The organism is Spirosoma luteolum, assembly GCF_054778875.1.
This window is the reverse complement of sequence record NZ_BAAGZE010000008.1, coordinates 1-17,926: the sequence shown is the minus strand read 5'-3', so window position 1 is coordinate 17,926 and position 17,926 is coordinate 1. Positions and strand designations below refer to the sequence as shown.

Below are 17,926 nucleotides of genomic sequence, written 5' to 3'. Positions count from 1 at the left end.
TTTTTTATCCTGTAAAACTACTATTTTTTTGGTTGATCGACGAAACAAAACCAATATTGCCGGCTTTATCGAGGATTCGGCATAGGCTGCCGCAAACTGCCTCACTGACCCGCGCCAACCGGCTGGCGCCCCTGTTTTTCGCTCTATGAATCCCCAGCAGCAAATCAATGAACTGACCGACCGACTCAACTGGTACAACCATCAGTACTACCAGAACAGCACCTCGGAGGTCGATGATTTTACGTTCGACCAGACGCTTCAGCAACTGACGGAGCTGGAGAAACAATACCCCGATCTGCGCCGGCCCGACTCGCCGACGCTCCGCGTGGGAGGCACTATCAGTAAAGAATTTCCAACTGTCTACCACCGGTTCCCTATGCTGTCGCTGGGGAACACCTACTCGGAAGAAGACCTGGCCGAGTTCGACAACCGCGTCCGCAAAGGCCTGCGCGATGAGCCTTACGAATACATCTGTGAGCTGAAATTCGACGGGGTAGCCCTCAGCCTGACCTACGAAAACGGCGTGCTGGTGCAGGGCGCTACCCGGGGCGACGGTGTGCGGGGCGATGATATCACGAACAACATCCGCACCATCCGCACGGTACCGCTCCGGATCCGGGCCGACGATGCGCCGGCGCTGTTCGAAGTGCGGGGCGAGGGCTTTCTGCCGCTGGCCGAGTTTGAACGTATCAACCGCGAGCGCGAGGACATCGGCGAGCCCCTGCTGGCTAATCCGCGCAACGCAGCATCGGGCACCTTTAAGCAGCAGGACTCGGCCGCCGTGGCCCAGCGCCGGCTCGACTGTTATCTCTACTCGTTTCTGGCCGATCCCCAGGCCGACGGCACCGACGTGGTGCAGACCCACGAGGAAAGTCTGATTGCCATGACCCGCTGGGGGTTCAATGTGTCGCCTACCTGGCAGAAGTGCGCCAGCATCAGCGAGGTCATGGCCTATATCCACTCGTGGGAAACCCGCCGGTTCGAGTTGCCGCTGGGTACCGATGGCATCGTTATCAAGGTAAATCGCTACGATCAGCAGCGCGAGCTGGGTTATACGGCCAAGAGCCCACGCTGGGCCATCGCCTACAAATACAAGGCGCAGGCAGCCAGCACCACCCTCAACGGCATTCAGTACCAGGTGGGGCGTACTGGGGCTGTGACGCCGGTGGCGCTGCTGGCCCCGGTTCTGCTGGCCGGCACGGTGGTCAAACGGGCCTCGCTCCACAATCCCAACGAGATTGAGCGGCTGGGTGTGCAGCTCCACGACACGGTATTCGTAGAGAAGGGGGGCGAAATCATTCCTAAAATAACGGGCGTCGATCTGGGACGACGAACCGGACAGACCAAACCGATCGTGTACCCCATCACCTGTCCGGCCTGCGGTACGCCACTCGTGCGGACCGAGGGCGAGGCCAACGTGTACTGCCCCAACGAAGCCGGCTGTCCGCCCCAGCGGCAGGCCCGTTTCGAGCATTTCATTCAACGCCGGGCCATGAACATCGAGAGCCTGGGCGAAGGAAAAATTCAGCTGCTGATCGACCGGGGGCTGGTGTCGACCCCCGCCGACCTCTATGACCTGACCAACGAGCAACTGCTGGGACTGGAAAAAGCGTATCCGATAGCCGAAACAGCCGATGCCCTGAGCGACGAGCCGACCCGGGTACGGGTCGTGAAGTTCGGCCAGAAAACGGTCGACAATATCCTGACGGCTATCGAACGATCCAAAACGCAGTCGTTCACCAATGTGCTGTTCGGGCTCGGTATCCGCTACGTGGGCAATACTACCGCCGAGCGGCTGGCCGATTATTTCGGCACGATGGACGCGCTGATGGAGGCTTCCTTCGAGCAGCTATCGGCGGTGCCCGACATTGGTCCCCGCATTGCCCGAAGCGTAGCCGACTGGTTTGCTCATGCGGAGAACCGGGCCTACGTCGAGCGGCTGCGGCAGGCAGGGTTGCGGTTCGTTACGGAGAAAGTGGTGGTCGAGGCCGAGAGCGATCGGCTGACCGGCAAAACGTTTCTTTACACCGGCACATTTGCCAACTTCGGCCGGGAAGAGCTCGAAGCGAAGATCGAAGCCAACGGCGGTCGGGTGCTCAGCGGCATTTCCAAGAAGCTGAACTACCTGATCGTGGGCGAGAATGCCGGACCGTCGAAGCTCGAAAAAGCCCAAAAGCTGAACGTGCCCATGCTGACCGAAGCCGAGTTTATGGCGATGCTGGGCGACGAAATCATTTAACCCCATAAAACTCGTAACTTTGTCGTAACATTCCGGCTTGCAGCAGCATGAACACAACCTTTCACGGCGTCGGCGTCGCTATCGTGACGCCCTTTACCGCCGATCATTCGATTGATTTCGACGGCTTCGGCCGGGTAATCCGCCACGTCTCCGACGGGGGCGTTCGCTACATCGTTCTTCAGGGCACCACCGGCGAATCGCCCACGGTGACCAAGGCCGAAAAGAAACAGCTGCTGCAGTATCTGAAGGAAAACAACCCGAAGAATCTGCCCATCGTGTACGGGGTTGGCGGCAACGTCACGAGCGAGGTTGTAGCCGGTATGAAAGACATCGATTTTCAGGGGGTCGACGCCATCCTGTCGGTTTGCCCCTATTACAACAAACCCGGCAAACGGGGTGTCATCGAACACTTCACCCGCGTTGCCGACGCCAGCCCGGTGCCGGTAATCCTTTACAACATTCCGTTCCGGACCGGCATCAACATGTCGGCCGAAACCATCTGCGAACTGGCCCAGCACCCCAACATCATCGGCGTGAAAGAAGCGTCCTGTGTGATTGAACAGTGCATGGAGATTGTGCGCGACAAGCCCGACGATTTTCTGCTCATCTCGGGCGACGACGTGCAGGCCGTACCCATCATCAGCATTGGTGGCGTGGGCGTGATGTCGGTTATTGCCAACGCACTGCCGGCCCGGTTCTCGGCTATGATCGATGCTGCCCTGCAAGGCGATTTTGCCTCTGCGCAGAAAGAGCTGGGGCATTTTCTGCGGATCGACCCACTGCTTTATGAGGAAGGCAACCCGGTGGGTGTAAAGAGTCTGCTCGACATGATGGGCCTGATTTCGGCGGAGGTTCGACTACCGCTGATGCGGGCGTCCGACGATCTGGCCGAACGGCAGCGCGTGGTACTGCAACGCGACGGTCTGCTCGAACTGGTTGCCCAGTAAAGGCCCTGCGCCCATACACAACAAGGCCCGACTACGCTTGTAGTCGGGCCTTGTTGTGTATAGCGGTTGTTCAGATGAGCTAGGCGTTGCCCCGGCCACCACCGAACAGCTTGGAAATAACCCAGATGATAACGGCAACCACCACAATGACGCCGATGATGCCGGTATAGGCACCCGCTTTAAATATATCGCCGATAGCGGCACAGCTGGTCATCAGTGTGAGCAGCAGCACGGCTACAAATGCGATGGGGGCAAAACGCAGGTAAGTTTTCATACTGTCGATTGATTATCAGTGAGTGAAATACACCCGGCCACAGGTCAGGAATGTAAACTAAACTGCTACCAATCGGCTTTGTTTGCGCCCGAATCCCCTATACATTCCACCAGTAGGTGAATTTGAGAACAAGCGCCCGGTTTTTAATCGAAAATAAATCCGGACCGCCCATGTTAGGGAGGTAATTGTCGGTATAAACCAGGAACAGGTCAGATGCCGGTTTGTAACGCCACTGCAGACGGGCGTTTATGTTCATGTTTTTCTGCTGTTCATTGTACTGTACAAACGTAGTGAGGTAGACCGTGTTGGTCATCGTTAGGTCGAAGCGAGGGCCTACCAGCCAGAACCTGGTTCGGCCCCAGGGAGCCATCAACCGAATGTCATTATAGCTGGCGCTGGCGGCCAGACTGACGTAGGGCTGAAACCGGTAGCCCAGATCGGCGGTCAGGTTCAGGCGGGTGCCGTCGGCGTAGTAGCCGCCATAGCGGGACGTGAATCCGTAGGTAAAGAGGCTCTGCGGCTTCGATACGAAACTCGTGCCCCAGGCGGTCCAGCGGTGCTCGGTACCCGTTGCCAGTGTTTCGCGCCCCGAGTTGGTTGGATCGAACGGGCTCAGAAGCCGTACAAAATCAGTGGCGACCCAGCCCGTCAGTACACTGCGGCTGCGGAACGTCAGGCTGTAGCTCAGTACCGATTCGTTATCGCTCTGCCGGCCGCTGGCGTCGAAGAAATAATACGAGCTAACCGTGGGGCCGTGGCTTAGCACCGAGCCGCCTACGGGCAGAAAGCTGTAGCCCAGCGTAGCCATGCCGCGCCGATACCCACGCCTGGGTACGTAGCCGGCTTCGGCGGTGTAGTTGCGCCCTACCGATTCCAGCTGTCCGCCAATGAGCCACTGCCGGCTGTTATACTGCAGGTTGCCCGCCACCACGGCATCATCGCCCGACTGGGTTGGGCTGAACGATTTCAGGTACAGCGCTTTACCGCTCCACAGGTTATTGGCCGATGCCAGGTTGTATTCAACGCCCAGGTTGCGGTTGTAGCGGGAATAGCCACCCTTGTCGGTAACCGGGTTGTAGTTCAGCGACTCTTTGTTCACAAAGAGCACGCCTACATTCGACCGGGCGAAAACCCGCCGTTGCAGCGCCATAACGGCAAAGTTCTGGGCGGGCAGTCCGGTTTCGTCGACCTGGCCGGTTTGCATGTCCATAATACCCAGCCGCCAGTCTTTGTTGAGTTTACCGCTCAGCCGCGCTCCAAACCGGATGGGCACGCCACCCAACCCGATGCGCCGGCTGAAAAAGGGGCGGATTGTGCTGTAGCCAAAGTTGGTGAACTGATCCCCGTTTTCGAGGAAGAACTGCCGGCGCTCCGGAAAAAACAGTTCGAACCGGTCGAGGTTAGTTACCTGCTGATCGACGTCGACCTGCGAAAAGTCGGGGTTGACGGTCAGATCTAGGTTGAGCGACGATGTAATGGCCACCTTGGCGTCGAGCCCGGCGGTAAAGCGCGTCTGATTCGGTATGCCGTTCTGATAGTCGCGGGTGAGGCCCCCCAGCACATACGGAATCAGCGAGATATTGGGGCCGGGGGCCGGGGGCGCCTGATCCCAGACCAGCACACCTGTGTAAGCAAGCGAAGCCGTCGGGAACTGCCGTGGAACGGGTGCCCAGGCTGATTTTTCGGTTGATTTGAGATCCTGCCGACCGAAATTGATCCCCCAGCGGGTCGTACCCTGTTTGTAACGCAGGGTTTTAAAGGGAATCGCCATCTCGATCACGTAGCGATCGGCATAGTTGCGAACCGCCGAAATCCATTTGTTGTCCCAGCTCTGATTGGCCTTACTGCCTTCGAAGAGCAACGCATCCCACTGCGCGCCAACCGCGTTCAGGCCGAAGGCAAACCCATTGGTTTGATCGTCGAACGTATCGAGAAAGAGGAGGAAGTTATCATTCTTGGCGAAGGCCCAGTCGCGCCGGAGCGATTCGACGATGTAGGGGCCAGGCACGTCGCTGTGGTGGCACACGGCGCTCAGATAAAGATACTGATCGTCGTAGGCCATCCGTACGTCGGTCCGTACACGGGCCCGGCTGGTATCCATCGGCAGTACCATCCAGAAGTTCGACGCCAGTTCAGTAGTCGACCAGGCAGGTTCGTCGGCCGCCCCGTCGATCACAATGGGCGCTGTCGCCCGACTGATGTGGAGTTGATAGGGTTCATTCTTTTTTTGCGCCCATGCGGGTGTACAAAGTGCTGCCGCAATCAGTATCGATAAAAGTGCTTTCACCGCCGGTTTATTGTTTCAAGTGACAAAGAACGGCATCCTAGGCAAATACCCCGACCATCAGCCCTGTAATTCTACATAAGTAGATGAGTGGTCGCTGGAAACGATAAGCGGCACCGGCCTACCGACCGGTGCCGCTCTGGCACCCTGAAAATAACCTGATTGCCCGGATGGGTTTAGTTCACCATGAAGACGGCGTTACCGAACAGGAGTTTGCCGCCATACCAGAAGCCCCGGAACAGCGGGTCATCGGCCAGATACACGATGTTGCCACGGCCCATCGACTGAACACCCATGAGCAGCGTGTTCTTCAGCTTGTTTTTGGCGTTGCGGCCAGTGAAACCAGCCACGTAATTGTCGTTTTTAAGATACCCGACGTTCCAGCCTTCTTTCAGGAAATCGAAATTGTAGGCGTTCTGAACAAGCGAGTAGTAACCATCGGCCAGACCAAAACCCAGCGGGTGGCTGCTGTCCATGGTAACGCGGTAAATGCTGCCCGGCGTTTCGTCGGAAATGGCCGAACGTTCGCGGTCTGCATAGAGCTTGAGCGAATCGATGAGGGCCCCTTTGCTGGCTTTACTGTCGGTGCCGGCTTTTTCTTTCAGGTCGAACCCATCTTTTCCCGCCAGGAAGGCCGTGGCCCGTTCGAGGGCAATGAGTTTACCGCCCCCCCGAATCCAGTCTTTAAGCTGGGTCAGCACACGATCGTTCAGGAAACGGCCGTAGTTATAGTTGGTGGGCAGCACCAGCACGTCGAACCGGTTCCACTCCGTATTGCCCAGACTGTTGCCGTCGAGCAACGATACGGGGTACTGCAGCTCCCGGTCGAAGTAATGCCAGACCTCACCGGCAGCCGGAGGCAGCGTGCCTTCGCCAACCACAAGGGCCACCCGGGGTGCTTTTAAAGCCGTTACGAAATCAGACCCGAAGTCGGAACCCTTGGCCACAAAGCCGCTTTGTACGGGGGTCATATCGGCCCCGGTGCGGGTTGCTTCGGCCCGAATCAGCGCGTCGAGCCGGGCGCCCAGGTGTTCGTTGTTACCCCGGGTCACGATCAGCGTACCGGTGGGGTAGGTTTTGCCCTCGAGTTCGAACGGTTTTTCGGCTACCCGCACCCGTACTTTCTGCTTCAGCAGGGCCGCCAGCATTTGAACGGCCGGCATCGACTGCCACCGCACCACGTAGCCATAAGGCCGGGTGGTCGTAGCGGCCGATGTGGTTGTGGCCGGTTTGGCAGCTGGTGCCTGGATGTCCGGCGTCAGCCGTGTGGTCAGGCCATAGGTGGGCAGGCCAAAGGCGTAGGGGAGCGACCAGGCCGTGATGTCGTAGGTCGCCGAATCTTCAAGGGCCGATTTAGGCTCGAACAGAATCTTGAGCAGCGTCGATTTAGGCTGGTAAGCGCTGATGACCATATCCTCGGCCGCTATCGTTACCGACTTTTCATTTTTCTGATTCAGGTAGTTGAAACCGGGAGCGTTGAACCGTTTGCCCGCGTAGCCATAGCTGATTTTGTTGCGGTCCAGCAGTTGCTGCAGGGCTTTGAGCCGGCCGGCATCGCCATTGGTTTTGACAACGTAGCTTTTGTATGTGCCGATGGGGGCCGTTCGCGATTTCTCGAAAAATCGCCCGAACTCCGTAACGATTTCAGGCGCTTTGTCGGCAACCGACTCCAGCGTGGCAATACTGCTGGTCACGTGGTGATCGATCCGCTGGCGCAGCGTGAGCGTGTCGCCATCGGCTTTTTCGATAGCCAGCCCTGCCCGGCTGTTGCCGCCCTGCTCATAGGTCATGCCAATGGCCCCGTTGTAGGTAGGGTAGGTGTCACCATAGCTCGGGTAAAACAGGTCGAACCGTTCGCGGGTGTAGTACAGCCAGCCCTTCTGGTCGAAATAGCGGCTGCAGTACTGCCCGATGGTTTGCTGAAACTGACGCTGGAAAGGGGTGATGTCTTCGTGATAAGGCTTAGCCGACGGCGCGAAGTAATACGGGCTTTCATACCCCATCTCGTGAAAATCGCCGTGTACGTGGGGCATCCACTGGTGGTAGAGCGCCATGCGCTGCTGCGTAATCTCCTGCGTTTGCCAGGCCCAGTCGCGGTTCGGATCGAACAGGTAGTGGGTGTACCGGCCACCGGGCCAGGGTTCGTTATGCTCGCGGGCCGAGGGATTCGGGTCGGGTACAGAGCCCACCATCTGATTGAACCAGTTCACATAACGGTCGTGTCCATCGGGGTTGAGGCCGGGATCCAGAATAACGACCGATGTATTCATGACCTTCTGCGAAACCGGATCGTTGTTCAGCGCCAGCCGATACAGCACGTCCATGAAAGCCTCGGAACTGACCGCTTCGTTGCCGTGTACGTTGTAACTGAGCCAGGCAATGGCGGGGTTATTGCCGCTGGGCTGGCCGTCGAGCAGGCCCGCCCGTTTGAGGTTGTTGGTCCGTATTTCCTCGAGTCGGTTCATATTGGTTTCCGAAGCCAGCAGTGCTACCATAAGCGGTCGCCCTTCATACGACTTACCGTACGGAATCAGTTTGACCCGGTTGGGCAGTTGTTTGGCTACCTGTTCGGCATAAGCCAACACTTGCCGGTGGGGCGTATACTGTTCACCAACACGATAACCCAGAAACTGCTCGGGCGACATTAGGGTACTGGCCGACTGGGCCGTGCCCGGGGCAGGCGTGGTCTGCGCCCTACCCGCGAGTGTGGCTGTCAGTAAGCCTGCCATCAGGAAAACGTACTTCATAGAGGAAGAAAAATTTTTAAATGCTAACGTGCTCAAAAATAGGCCTAAAACGTACAGGAACGGCTTTTTGTAAATTTTTTTTTGAGGCAGGTATTGCATTATTGAATCGGCGCCTTACCTTTGCACCACGATTCGCCACTAGCACGGCACACACCGACAAGCTAGTGGGTCTTTCACAAAGACGGCCGATTCGTCTAGCGGTTAGGACATCGCCCTTTCACGGCGGTAACACGGGTTCGATTCCCGTATCGGTCACCTAACGATCAAGTTGAAAAGCCCACCCTCACCGGTGGGCTTTTTGCGTTTCGGACCCCGCCGAACGCTGCGCATAACCCGCTCACTGGTTGCCGGAACCACCAAACGGGAAAGGCCCGATGGGATATAATAGGACAACTCGGGGAAAAATGCACACAAACGGACTGCCTTGTTTAGGGTAATGCATTGATTGTCAGCAGGTGGCACGAAAATGGCACTCTTTCAGTGAGCAACTGAACAATCTCGTAAACAACAGAACGATGGTATCACTAACCGACCGAATTTCAAACTTCTTGGGTGGTCAGGACACCGAAGCCGACGAAGGCCTCCGGGACTTATTTATTACCGAACTGAAAACCATCTTTTACGCCGAACGCCATATTGTCGATGCGTTAGGGAGGCAAGCTGATGCCGGCACCAGCGACGAAGTACGGGCTGCCTTTGCCGACCACCAGAACGAAACCCGCACGCACATCAGCCGGCTCGAGTCGATATTCAGAATATTGAGTGTTGAGGCAAAGGAAAACGCAAGCCACGCGGTCGACGGCCTGATCAACGATGCCAAATTTGCCGTAAACGACACACAGGATGGCTCACTGACACGCGATGCCTCGCTGATCATTGCTGCCCAGAAGCTCGAACACTTCGAGATTGCATCCTACGGGTCGTTACTGACGCTGGCGCGGGTGCTTGGGTTCGATCAATCGGTCGAACTGCTGGAACAAACACTCAACGAAGAGAAAGCCGCTGACCGCCGGCTGACCGAACTGGCCGAATCATTCGTAAATCTGCAGGCCCGAAAAGAAGAAACGCCCGGCAGTCATCACGAGAGCCGGGCACCTTTACATACGACCGACAGCGATGTCACCCTGGGCGGCCCACTGGGTGTCTGATCGGAAACAGTTTCATCTGGTATTTAACGCAATTGCCCCGCTAGTTCCGACTTACCCATCCGGGAAGTCGGAACTAGCGGGGCAATTGTGTGTTGGAGTGAATCAGATGGACTCTTCGTCGGTGCGCTCAGGGCTGGGCTCGGTACCGTCGTTGTTGCCAAGTGTATCGCCGTTGCCCCAGTTGTGATTGTCGGGCTCCATGTTTGGGCTACCCGATGCAGCTCCGAACCGGCCAGCTGCCTGATCCTGCTCGTCGGTCGGCGTCGACGGCATCGTTTGCGCGTCGCCCGACAGGTCAGTGGGGTCGTACTGTTCGTCCATCATGGTCGATTCGTCGGGCGTCTGCACCGGACCACCGGTTTCGGGGCTAAAGGTCGGATCCTGCTGATTCAGCATGGCATCCTGGTTGGTATTTTCCATAGGTTGGGTTGGGTTGCGTAATGCGGCTGCACCGGGAGTCGACTAGCCGCGGGTAAAAACTTCCCAGAGTCGGGTGTATAGCTTTTTGGAATACGTAGTTACGTCGGCCAGCGACGCGTGAATCGTGAAGGGAGTAAAGGGTAGGAGCGCCGAATCGAGCGGTTCGATAAACACGGTACGCCCGGTTGTCCAGCGGCCGGCCAGTCGGCGCACCGAACCCGTTAGCCGGATGCCGGCATCGATCAGGTCGACCTGACAGTTTTCCGGATACTGCGCTACGGCCAGTTCCTGCGAGAAACGCTGTAACTGACTGGCATCAAACCAGGTCAGCGACGGAATATTCAGATGGCGATTGGCCCGCCCCGACCGGTACAGGAAATCGATAGAGAGTCGCAGCGATCCCAGCACCCGGGGGGTAGAAACCTGCAGATCAAGTACTTCAAACGGAGCTGTCTGCGAGTCAGTGGTAACCTCTATAGTCATAGGATGATGAAGTATATCTGGCTAGTTAGGCAGAAGTTGGCAATAGTAAAAGCTAAACTGTGTTAGTGGTTCCTATGTAACCAGATGCCTTGCGCTGGTGTTTTTATACGTAAATCATTTTTCGGGTCATGCCCCCATCCACCACGAAATTCTGGCCGGTGATGAAGCTGTTCTCGGGGGCAATCAGAAACAGAATCATGCGGGCGATATCGTCGGCTGTACCTACCCGGCCGGCCGGGTGCTGGGCATGATCTTCGGGGCGGAGTTCTTCGGGTTTGGCCTTCGCGTTTTTCTTGAGACCCGACACGTCGATCCAGCCCGGACTGATGCAGTTAACCCGCACATCGGGGCCCAAACTGATGGCCAGCGAGTGGGTGAGGGCCAGTACGGCACCTTTAGAGGCCGAGTAGGCAAACGTATCCGGTTCCGACTGGAAGGCCCGGGTCGAGCACATATTAACGATCGAGCCGCGCTGGGCAGCGATGTGTGGGGCACAGTGTTTAGCGCACAGAAACGTACCGGTCAGGTTGGTGCCGATCACCCGGTTCCATTCCTCCAGGGTGAGTTTCTCGAGCGATTTCTCCGTCATCTGGGCCGCGTTGTTGATCAGTACATCGATCTGGCCAAAATGGGCAAGGGTCTGTTCAACAGCTTTGCGCACATTGGCATCGTGCGATACGTCGCAGGAAACAAACAGCAGCTGTGCCGAGGAGGCTTTGAACGCATCGCGCAATTCGTTGATCGCTTCGGTATCGGCTTCCCAAACGGCCACGCGAAAGCCGTGGGTAAGTAAATATTGGGTGGCAACACGGCCGATGCCCTGGCCTCCTCCGGTGATGATGGCTGTCTTCATAAATTGCCTGGGTTATGCAGCGATTGATTAACTACGTTCTCTGGTAACACCATCGGGCAACAGCTGGTTACGAAATTAATGGGTTTTGCGTGAAGCCTGTCTGACCCCAGGTATGCCGAACCGACACCCGATTGCCTGGTGTTCGCTTATCGGCGGGCCAGCACGGCTCCGTATTCATCAACTGATTTACCCGGGCCCTGTGGCCTCATCTGCTGCATGTTACAAATTGCGTTTTCGTCGGTCTATCGGCTTCGGCTACCAGAAGGTCACCGGTTTCCGATGCTGAAATACGAGCTGATTTATGAGCAACTACTCTATGAAGGAACCTGTACGGAAGCTAATTTTTTCGGACCCGGCCCTGTCAGCGATGCGTGGGTGCTTGGGGTGCACACGCCTGCCTATGTCGATCAGCTCAGGACGCTTACTGTGCCACCGGCTATGGTGCGCCGGATCGGGTTTCCGCTGACGCCCGAACTTATCGAACGCGAATGGATCATTACGCAGGGAACAATCGACTGCGCGCAGAAGGCACGGCAGGATGGTATTGCGCTCAATGTGGCCGGCGGTACGCACCACGCTTACCCCGATCGGGGCGAGGGGTTCTGCATGCTCAATGACGTAGGTGTGGCGGCCCATTACCTCCTCAGCACGGGGCTGTCCCGTCAGGTGCTGGTGATCGACCTCGATGTGCACCAGGGTAACGGCACCGCCGTGATGTTTCAGCACGAGCCGCGGGTGTTTACCTTCAGTATGCACGGAAAAGACAACTACCCGCTTCGGAAAGAACAGTCAGATCTCGACATCGAGCTGCCCACGGGAACCGCCGATGAGTTATATCTGAACACGCTTTACGACACGCTGCCTCGCCTGATTGCGCAGGTGCAGCCCGATTGTCTGTTTTTTGTGTCGGGGGTCGATATTCTGGCATCAGACCGGCTGGGTAAAATGGCGGTCAGTCGGGAGGGGTGCCGGCAACGTGATGCATTTGTGATGGAAGAGGCCCGGCGGCACAACCTGCCCCTGACGGTGTCGATGGGGGGCGGCTACTCGCCCCGCCTGACCGATATTGTCGAAGCGCACTGCAATACGTTTCGCCTGGCCAGCTCGCTTTATTTCTAACGCAAAACGGCCGCCCGACTACTCGGACGACCGTTATAAATGCCTGTGGGGGCGGGGTGATTACGCTACCCGGTGCACCCAGCCAAATGTGTCCTCGACCTTACCCGTCCGGATGGCATTCAACTGATTTTTCAGCCGTACGGCCATCGAATCTTCGGGGGCAAACTCGGGCAGCATGTAATCGGTGCCGTTGTAGCCGATAAGGGAGTAGGGCGATACAACCACGGCGGTGCCGGCGCCAAAGGCTTCGGTCAGGCGGCCGTTTTCGATGCCACTCACTACCTCGTCGATCGATACCTGCCGCTCTTCCACGTCGATACCCCAGCCTCGGGCAATCTGCAGGAGCGTATCGCGGGTCACACCTTTCAGAATTGAATCCGACGTAGCGGGGGTAACCAGCTTACCGTCGATGACGAACATGATGTTCATCGTGCCCGATTCTTCAATGTATTTATGCTCGCGGGCGTCGGTCCAGATCAGCTGATCGTAGCCCTGCTGCTGAGCCAGCAGGGTAGGGTACATCGAACCGGCGTAGTTACCGGCGCATTTCGCATAACCAACACCACCCGGTGCCGACCGGATGTACTCCGTTTCGACTTTCAGCTTGGGCGGATTGGTGTAATAAGCACCAACCGGGCAGGTGAAAATGCAGAACCGGTATGTTTTCGATGGCGCAACCCCCAGGAAGGTATCGGTAGCGAACATGTAGGGCCGGATATACAGCGAACCGTCGGGTGTAGTGGGTATCCAGTCGGCATCGATTTTAAGCAGGGCTTCGAGGCCACCCATGAAGACCTCTTCGGTGAGCGTAGCCATGCACATCCGTCGGGCCGATTCGTTCATCCGCTCCAGATTGGCGTGGGGCCGGAACATAAGCACATCGCCCGCATCGTTTTTAAAGGCTTTCATGCCTTCGAAAATCGACTGACCATAATGTAGCGACGACAAAGCCGGACTTAGGGTGAAATTGTCGAAGGGGACAATCATCTGATTTTGCCACTGACCATCCATGAAGTCAGCAACAAACATGTGGTCAGAGAAATGTTTTCCGAAAGGCAGATGATTAAAATCTACCTCCTGAATCCGGGAGCGTTCCGCTTTCCGTAATTCAATTTGCAAGACGTCCGTCGTCATGATCAGGCTATTGGTTAATACGTTAGGCCGCTGTGGTCTGTCTGTGGCAAAGCTAAAAAATTAGCGGCAGGATGTTTAGTTGTCAAGACAACTTTCTTTTACCCGGCTGTCCGTCGGGGTGTCCAGGCGATTTCATCGGCCCCTAGCTCCTGAGTCATTGCCCGGCTCAGCATAAACAGGTAATCAGACAGGCGATTGAGGTACTGCAGCACCAGTGGGTCAACGGGGTGCTGTTCGTTGAGGGCAATCACGAGCCGCTCGGCCCGCCGGCAGACCGTACGGGCCAGGTGGCAGAACGACACGCTCGGATGACCGCCCGGCAGCACAAAGGCCCGCAGTTCGGGTAACGTGGCATCCATCGCATCCATACTGGTCTCGAGCAGCGTGACATCGTCGGCAATAATGGCGGGCATGGGCCGGTTAACGCCTTTCTCGGGATCGGTAGCCAATTCGGCACCAACTGTAAACAGCCGGTCCTGAATTTCCTTGAGCACATCGGCGCGACTGGTATTGACCGGCTGATCGCGCAGCAGGCCAATCCAAGCGTTCAGTTCGTCGACCGTACCATAGCTATCGATCCGCAGATCGGCCTTACTAACCCGGCGACCACCAATGAGCGCGGTCTGGCCGGCGTCGCCTGTTTTTGTGTATATCTTCATAACGATCGGGTGAAGCAGGGCCAAATCTCCGCACAATCTGTGTAAACCGCGCAATCCTCGGCTACCTTTGCACCCTGATTTTAATGCAGGCGTCGGTGCTGCCCATGGCGACACCGGCTCCTGCCGATTTACGCTTCGATTGTCATGAAAACAGGTACCTTTTTTGTTCGTGTCTGGCGGATCCTGTCCATCCTGGGGTTTCTGGTTGCGCTGTTCAGTAGCTACATCGCCTATCCCGAGGAGGTGGCCGTTCGTTTCGACGATACTAACCGCGCCATCCAGTACGTCAACCGCGAGACCCTTTTCTATGTGGCTATTGGTATTTTTCTGTTCAGCCTGACCAGTCTGAATGCCCTGGGGCGCCTATTTCCACGGGTGCCCTCCGAGCGGCTGGCTGTGCCCAATCAGCCCCTCTGGACGGCGCATCGCTCCCAGCTCAATACGGTGTTCATCAACTGGTTTCAGGCCCTGACGGCGGCTGTTACAACCATTTTGGCGCTGGGCCTGCTAGTCTTATCGTTGCTGAACCGATCCGACCGCCCCGCCCGTTTTCTGGATTACGGTTTTCTGTTGCCCGTCTGTACAGCGATTCTGATTGTCGTACTGGCGGCTCTGCCCATTCGGTTATTCATGAAACCTGCTGCCGATGAATGAGCTGCCCGATCTGCTGCTGAGTCAATACCAGTATGATCTTCCCGACGACCGTATTGCCCGCTTTCCGCTGGCACAACGCGATGCATCCCGGCTATTGGTCTACCGAAACGGTCAGATTCAGCACGCTGCCTTCACCGATCTGCCGGCCCAGTTGCCGGCCGATAGTTTCCTGGTTTTCAACAATACCAAAGTAATTCCGGCACGACTGCACTTTGCGCGGGCTACGGGGGCACTGATCGAGTTGTTCCTGCTTAATCCGTTCTCGCCCGATGCCGAAATGGTGCCCCCGATCAGCCTGGCGATGGAGGCAACCGGATCGACCGTCTGGCAGGCTATGATCGGTAACCGCAAACGCTGGAAGGCTGGCGAAACGCTCGAAACGATAATACCTACGCCCGATGGCAAGCTGTTGCTGCGCGCCGACTGGTTCGACGTCGACCAATCGGCCGTACAGTTAAGCTGGAGCCCGGCTTCCTGGTCGTTCGCGCAGGTAATCCGCCAGGCCGGAGCTATTCCGCTTCCACCCTACCTGAAACGCGATGCTACCCTGGCTGATCGGGAAACCTATCAGACCGTTTATTCATCGCAGGATGGTGCTGTGGCGGCCCCGACGGCCGGACTGCATTTTACGCCGGCTGTGTTCGAGGCCCTGGCGCAGCGCGGTATTCAGCACGACTATCTGACTCTGCACGTTGGAGCCGGTACATTCCAGCCTATCAAGACTGACGACGCACGGCAGCATCAGATGCACGCCGAGCAGGTTGTGTACACGCAGGCTAATATCCGGCAGCTAATAGGCCATATCGGCCGCATCATTCCTGTTGGCACGACCTCGATGCGGGCGCTCGAAAGTCTCTACTGGATTGGTGCCCGGCTGTTGCAGCACCACCCCGATCCGTTTCAGCTCGATCAGCATTACGCTTATCAGCTGCCAGCCGAAGCGCAGCCAACACCAACGGCTGCTCTGGAAGCCGTGCTAAACTATCTGACCGTGTCTGGTCAGGCATCGGTGGTGGCCCATACCGCTATCTACATAACGCCCGGCTATAAACTACGGCTCTGTAAAGGAATCGTGACCAACTTTCACCAACCCGGGTCAACGCTGATTTTGCTCATTGCGGCCCTGATCGGTGAAGACTGGCGTCGGGTGTATGCAGAAGCACTGAATTCGGGATACCGTTTTTTAAGCTACGGCGACTCGTCGCTCCTGTTGCCCGCTACCTGATGCCTTACCTGTCGACCCTTTAGTTTCGTTCTCTATAAACGTACAAACAGATAGCCCTGCCAGCCCGGTTGCGCTGCCTAGCTATGGGCGCGGGCGCTACGTATTCTTAATACACGCTATGAATTTTATTGATGAACTCCGCTGGCGCGGCATGCTCCACGACATGACACCCGGTACCGAAGAGCAGTTTCAGAAGGAGATGACGGCTGGCTACATCGGATTTGACCCTACAGCGGCTTCGCTGCACATCGGTAACCTGGCAACCATTATGCTCCTTGTTCATCTGCAACGGGCCGGCCACAAACCGTTTGCGCTGGTAGGGGGGGCCACGGGAATGATCGGAGACCCATCGGGACGTTCTACCGAACGCGATTACCTGTCTGAAGAAACCCTGCGCCGGAATCAGGAAGGGATACGGGCGCAGCTAACCCGATTTCTCGATTTCGATTCGGGAGCCAACGCGGCCGAAATGGTCAACAACTACGACTGGTTTAAAGAGATGAGTTTTCTGGACTTTCTGCGGGAGGCCGGTCAGCATATCACCGTAAACTATATGGTGGCGAAAGATTCGGTCAAGAAGCGGCTCGAGACAGGTCTGTCGTTTATGGAGTTTTCATACCAGCTCCTACAGGGCTACGACTTTTACTGGCTCTATAAGAATAAACAGGTACGGCTACAGATGGGCGGCTCCGACCAGTGGGGCAACATTACCACCGGCACCGAACTGATTCGCCGGAAAGAAGGCGGTCAAGTTGAAGGTAAAGACGATCATCAGGCATTCGCCCTGACGACCCCACTGATTACAAAAGCAGACGGAACCAAGTTTGGAAAGTCGGCCGGAGGCAACATCTGGCTTGATCCGGCTATGACATCGCCTTATCAGTTCTACCAGTTCTGGCTTAACGCAGCCGACGCCGATTGTCCGCGATTCATACGAGTATTCACGCTGCTGTCGAAAGAAGCGATCGAAGAACTGGAACAGCAACATACCGAAGCACCCCACCTGCGGATTCTTCAGAAAGCCATTGCCAGAGACGTAACGATCCGGGTGCATTCGCAGGCGGGCTACGAACTGGCGGTGAAAGCGTCTGAGGTTTTGTTCGGCAAAGCCACGCTCGAAACGCTGCAATCGATCAACATTGATGAATTCGATGTGATCTTCGAAGGTGTACCCCAAACTGAGGTCACGGCCGAAGCGCTGGAAGCCTGTAAAGACATAACGGATCTGCTATCGGTAGCAAGTCAGGGTGAAGTGTACGCATCGAAAGGGGAGGCCCGTCGGGCAATCACTCAAAATGCAGTCAGTATAAATAAGGCCAAGGTGAGCGATCCAGCGGCTCCAGTGTCGGTTGAGTGGCTACAGGGGCGGTATTTGCTGATCTCGAAGGGCAAGAAAAACCATCTACTCAAAAAAGTTTAAAAAATTATGAACAGGTAAGTGGCGCACGATGAGCCACTTACCCACCTGTCCGCCCGGCGGTTCCCACTATTTTGGCCGCCGGGCTTGACAACCGCCCCTTTTTCGCCCTACCTTTGCACTCCCAAATCGAACGAAACACGCCGATCTGGGAAACACCGGCAGGCAACGGCCCGCCCCTTTCAACATCCCGGCGATCGGACTTGCGAAACCAGCTTGAAAAAAGTTTTTTACTTTTTACTTGACTTTCCCAAAACAAACCGCCACCTTTGCACTCCCAAATCGAACGAAGCGGGAAACATCAGCAGGCAACGGCCTGACGA

15 protein-coding genes and 1 tRNA gene are annotated in these 17,926 nt (G+C 56.6%); 8 read left to right on the top strand and 8 right to left on the bottom strand.

The window, feature by feature from the left end; all coding sequences use genetic code 11:
• The first annotated feature begins 145 nt into the window (after window positions 1-145).
• A complete protein-coding gene (gene ligA / locus ACYVAC_RS14110) occupies window positions 146-2,239 on the top strand; it encodes an NAD-dependent DNA ligase LigA (protein WP_461098340.1) in 2,094 nt (697 codons plus the stop codon).
• A gap of 47 nt (window positions 2,240-2,286) precedes the next feature.
• Window positions 2,287-3,186 carry a 4-hydroxy-tetrahydrodipicolinate synthase gene (gene dapA, locus ACYVAC_RS14105; RefSeq protein WP_461098339.1) on the top strand — a complete coding sequence of 300 codons (900 nt, stop codon included), beginning with the start codon at window positions 2,287-2,289 and terminating at the stop codon, window positions 3,184-3,186.
• Between the two features lie 79 nt (window positions 3,187-3,265).
• Here the strand turns inward: dapA and ACYVAC_RS14100 are convergent, their stop codons facing one another.
• The 3 genes from ACYVAC_RS14100 to ACYVAC_RS14090 form a co-directional block, all read right to left on the bottom strand.
• Window positions 3,266-3,460: a hypothetical protein gene (locus ACYVAC_RS14100; protein WP_461098338.1), complete on the bottom strand. Its 195-nt coding sequence runs from the start codon at window positions 3,458-3,460 to the stop codon at window positions 3,266-3,268.
• 97 nt (window positions 3,461-3,557) lie between these two features.
• Complete coding sequence (locus tag ACYVAC_RS14095) at window positions 3,558-5,747, bottom strand: carbohydrate binding family 9 domain-containing protein (protein WP_461098337.1); 2,190 nt, start codon at window positions 5,745-5,747, stop codon at window positions 3,558-3,560.
• A gap of 173 nt (window positions 5,748-5,920) precedes the next feature.
• Window positions 5,921-8,491, bottom strand: coding sequence for a M14 family metallopeptidase (locus ACYVAC_RS14090; protein WP_461098336.1), 2,571 nt, complete (start codon window positions 8,489-8,491; stop codon window positions 5,921-5,923).
• 183 nt (window positions 8,492-8,674) lie between these two features.
• On the opposite strand from ACYVAC_RS14090, the gene ACYVAC_RS14085 reads away from it, so the two are divergent.
• Together ACYVAC_RS14085 and ACYVAC_RS14080 are read left to right on the top strand one after the other, a co-directional pair.
• A tRNA-Glu gene (locus ACYVAC_RS14085) sits at window positions 8,675-8,746 on the top strand.
• A 260-nt stretch (window positions 8,747-9,006) separates the two neighbouring features.
• Window positions 9,007-9,639 carry a YciE/YciF ferroxidase family protein gene (locus ACYVAC_RS14080; RefSeq protein ID WP_461098335.1) on the top strand — a complete coding sequence of 211 codons (633 nt, stop codon included), beginning with the start codon at window positions 9,007-9,009 and terminating at the stop codon, window positions 9,637-9,639.
• Between the two features lie 102 nt (window positions 9,640-9,741).
• Here the strand turns inward: ACYVAC_RS14080 and ACYVAC_RS14075 are convergent, their stop codons facing one another.
• The 3 genes from ACYVAC_RS14075 to ACYVAC_RS14065 all read right to left on the bottom strand — a co-directional run bounded on the left by ACYVAC_RS14075 (window position 9,742) and on the right by ACYVAC_RS14065 (window position 11,395).
• Window positions 9,742-10,059, bottom strand: a complete 318-nt coding sequence (locus ACYVAC_RS14075; protein ID WP_461098334.1) for a hypothetical protein — start codon at window positions 10,057-10,059, stop codon at window positions 9,742-9,744.
• A gap of 42 nt (window positions 10,060-10,101) precedes the next feature.
• Window positions 10,102-10,542 (bottom strand): hypothetical protein, encoded by a 441-nt coding sequence (locus ACYVAC_RS14070; protein WP_461098333.1) that lies wholly within the window; start codon window positions 10,540-10,542, stop codon window positions 10,102-10,104.
• Between the two features lie 103 nt (window positions 10,543-10,645).
• The gene (locus ACYVAC_RS14065; RefSeq protein ID WP_461098332.1) at window positions 10,646-11,395 is read right to left on the bottom strand and encodes a glucose 1-dehydrogenase; all 750 of its coding nucleotides are present in this window, start codon (window positions 11,393-11,395) and stop codon (window positions 10,646-10,648) included.
• A gap of 216 nt (window positions 11,396-11,611) precedes the next feature.
• Here ACYVAC_RS14065 and ACYVAC_RS14060 point away from each other — a divergent pair, with 216 nt between their 5' ends.
• Window positions 11,612-12,514 (top strand): histone deacetylase family protein, encoded by a 903-nt coding sequence (locus tag ACYVAC_RS14060; protein ID WP_461098331.1) that lies wholly within the window; start codon window positions 11,612-11,614, stop codon window positions 12,512-12,514.
• A gap of 60 nt (window positions 12,515-12,574) precedes the next feature.
• On the opposite strand, the gene ACYVAC_RS14055 is transcribed toward ACYVAC_RS14060, so the two are convergent.
• The gene (locus ACYVAC_RS14055; protein ID WP_461098330.1) at window positions 12,575-13,648 is read right to left on the bottom strand and encodes a branched-chain amino acid aminotransferase; all 1,074 of its coding nucleotides are present in this window, start codon (window positions 13,646-13,648) and stop codon (window positions 12,575-12,577) included.
• Window positions 13,649-13,746: 98 nt separating this feature from the next.
• Window positions 13,747-14,307: a cob(I)yrinic acid a,c-diamide adenosyltransferase gene (locus tag ACYVAC_RS14050; RefSeq protein ID WP_461098329.1), complete on the bottom strand. Its 561-nt coding sequence runs from the start codon at window positions 14,305-14,307 to the stop codon at window positions 13,747-13,749.
• Window positions 14,308-14,451: 144 nt separating this feature from the next.
• Here ACYVAC_RS14050 and ACYVAC_RS14045 point away from each other — a divergent pair, with 144 nt between their 5' ends.
• The 3 genes from ACYVAC_RS14045 to tyrS all read left to right on the top strand — a co-directional run bounded on the left by ACYVAC_RS14045 (window position 14,452) and on the right by tyrS (window position 17,606).
• Window positions 14,452-14,961, top strand: a complete 510-nt coding sequence (locus tag ACYVAC_RS14045) for a hypothetical protein (protein ID WP_461098328.1) — start codon at window positions 14,452-14,454, stop codon at window positions 14,959-14,961.
• Window positions 14,954-16,186: an S-adenosylmethionine:tRNA ribosyltransferase-isomerase gene (locus tag ACYVAC_RS14040; protein ID WP_461098327.1), complete on the top strand. Its 1,233-nt coding sequence runs from the start codon at window positions 14,954-14,956 to the stop codon at window positions 16,184-16,186. The genes ACYVAC_RS14045 and ACYVAC_RS14040 overlap by 8 nt, the downstream gene beginning before the upstream one ends.
• 118 nt (window positions 16,187-16,304) lie before the next feature.
• Window positions 16,305-17,606 (top strand): tyrosine--tRNA ligase, encoded by a 1,302-nt coding sequence (tyrS, locus tag ACYVAC_RS14035; protein ID WP_461098326.1) that lies wholly within the window; start codon window positions 16,305-16,307, stop codon window positions 17,604-17,606.
• Window positions 17,607-17,926: the final 320 nt, after the last annotated feature.

Excerpts from the sequence above, each read along its gene's own strand:
- tyrS (WP_461098326.1), top strand. The coding sequence starts at position 16,305 with ATGAATTTTATTGATGAACTCCGCTGGCGCGGCATGCTCCACGACATG.
- ACYVAC_RS14090 (WP_461098336.1), bottom strand. The coding sequence starts at position 8,491 with ATGAAGTACGTTTTCCTGATGGCAGGCTTACTGACAGCCACACTCGCG.
- ACYVAC_RS14100 (WP_461098338.1), bottom strand. The coding sequence starts at position 3,460 with ATGAAAACTTACCTGCGTTTTGCCCCCATCGCATTTGTAGCCGTGCTG.
- ACYVAC_RS14075 (WP_461098334.1), bottom strand. The coding sequence starts at position 10,059 with ATGGAAAATACCAACCAGGATGCCATGCTGAATCAGCAGGATCCGACC.
- ligA (WP_461098340.1), top strand. The coding sequence starts at position 146 with ATGAATCCCCAGCAGCAAATCAATGAACTGACCGACCGACTCAACTGG.
- ACYVAC_RS14060 (WP_461098331.1), top strand. The coding sequence starts at position 11,612 with ATGTTACAAATTGCGTTTTCGTCGGTCTATCGGCTTCGGCTACCAGAA.
- ACYVAC_RS14070 (WP_461098333.1), bottom strand. The coding sequence starts at position 10,542 with ATGACTATAGAGGTTACCACTGACTCGCAGACAGCTCCGTTTGAAGTA.
- ACYVAC_RS14065 (WP_461098332.1), bottom strand. The coding sequence starts at position 11,395 with ATGAAGACAGCCATCATCACCGGAGGAGGCCAGGGCATCGGCCGTGTT.
- ACYVAC_RS14050 (WP_461098329.1), bottom strand. The coding sequence starts at position 14,307 with ATGAAGATATACACAAAAACAGGCGACGCCGGCCAGACCGCGCTCATT.
- ACYVAC_RS14055 (WP_461098330.1), bottom strand. The coding sequence starts at position 13,648 with ATGACGACGGACGTCTTGCAAATTGAATTACGGAAAGCGGAACGCTCC.
- ACYVAC_RS14040 (WP_461098327.1), top strand. The coding sequence starts at position 14,954 with ATGAATGAGCTGCCCGATCTGCTGCTGAGTCAATACCAGTATGATCTT.
- ACYVAC_RS14080 (WP_461098335.1), top strand. The coding sequence starts at position 9,007 with ATGGTATCACTAACCGACCGAATTTCAAACTTCTTGGGTGGTCAGGAC.
- ACYVAC_RS14045 (WP_461098328.1), top strand. The coding sequence starts at position 14,452 with ATGAAAACAGGTACCTTTTTTGTTCGTGTCTGGCGGATCCTGTCCATC.
- dapA (WP_461098339.1), top strand. The coding sequence starts at position 2,287 with ATGAACACAACCTTTCACGGCGTCGGCGTCGCTATCGTGACGCCCTTT.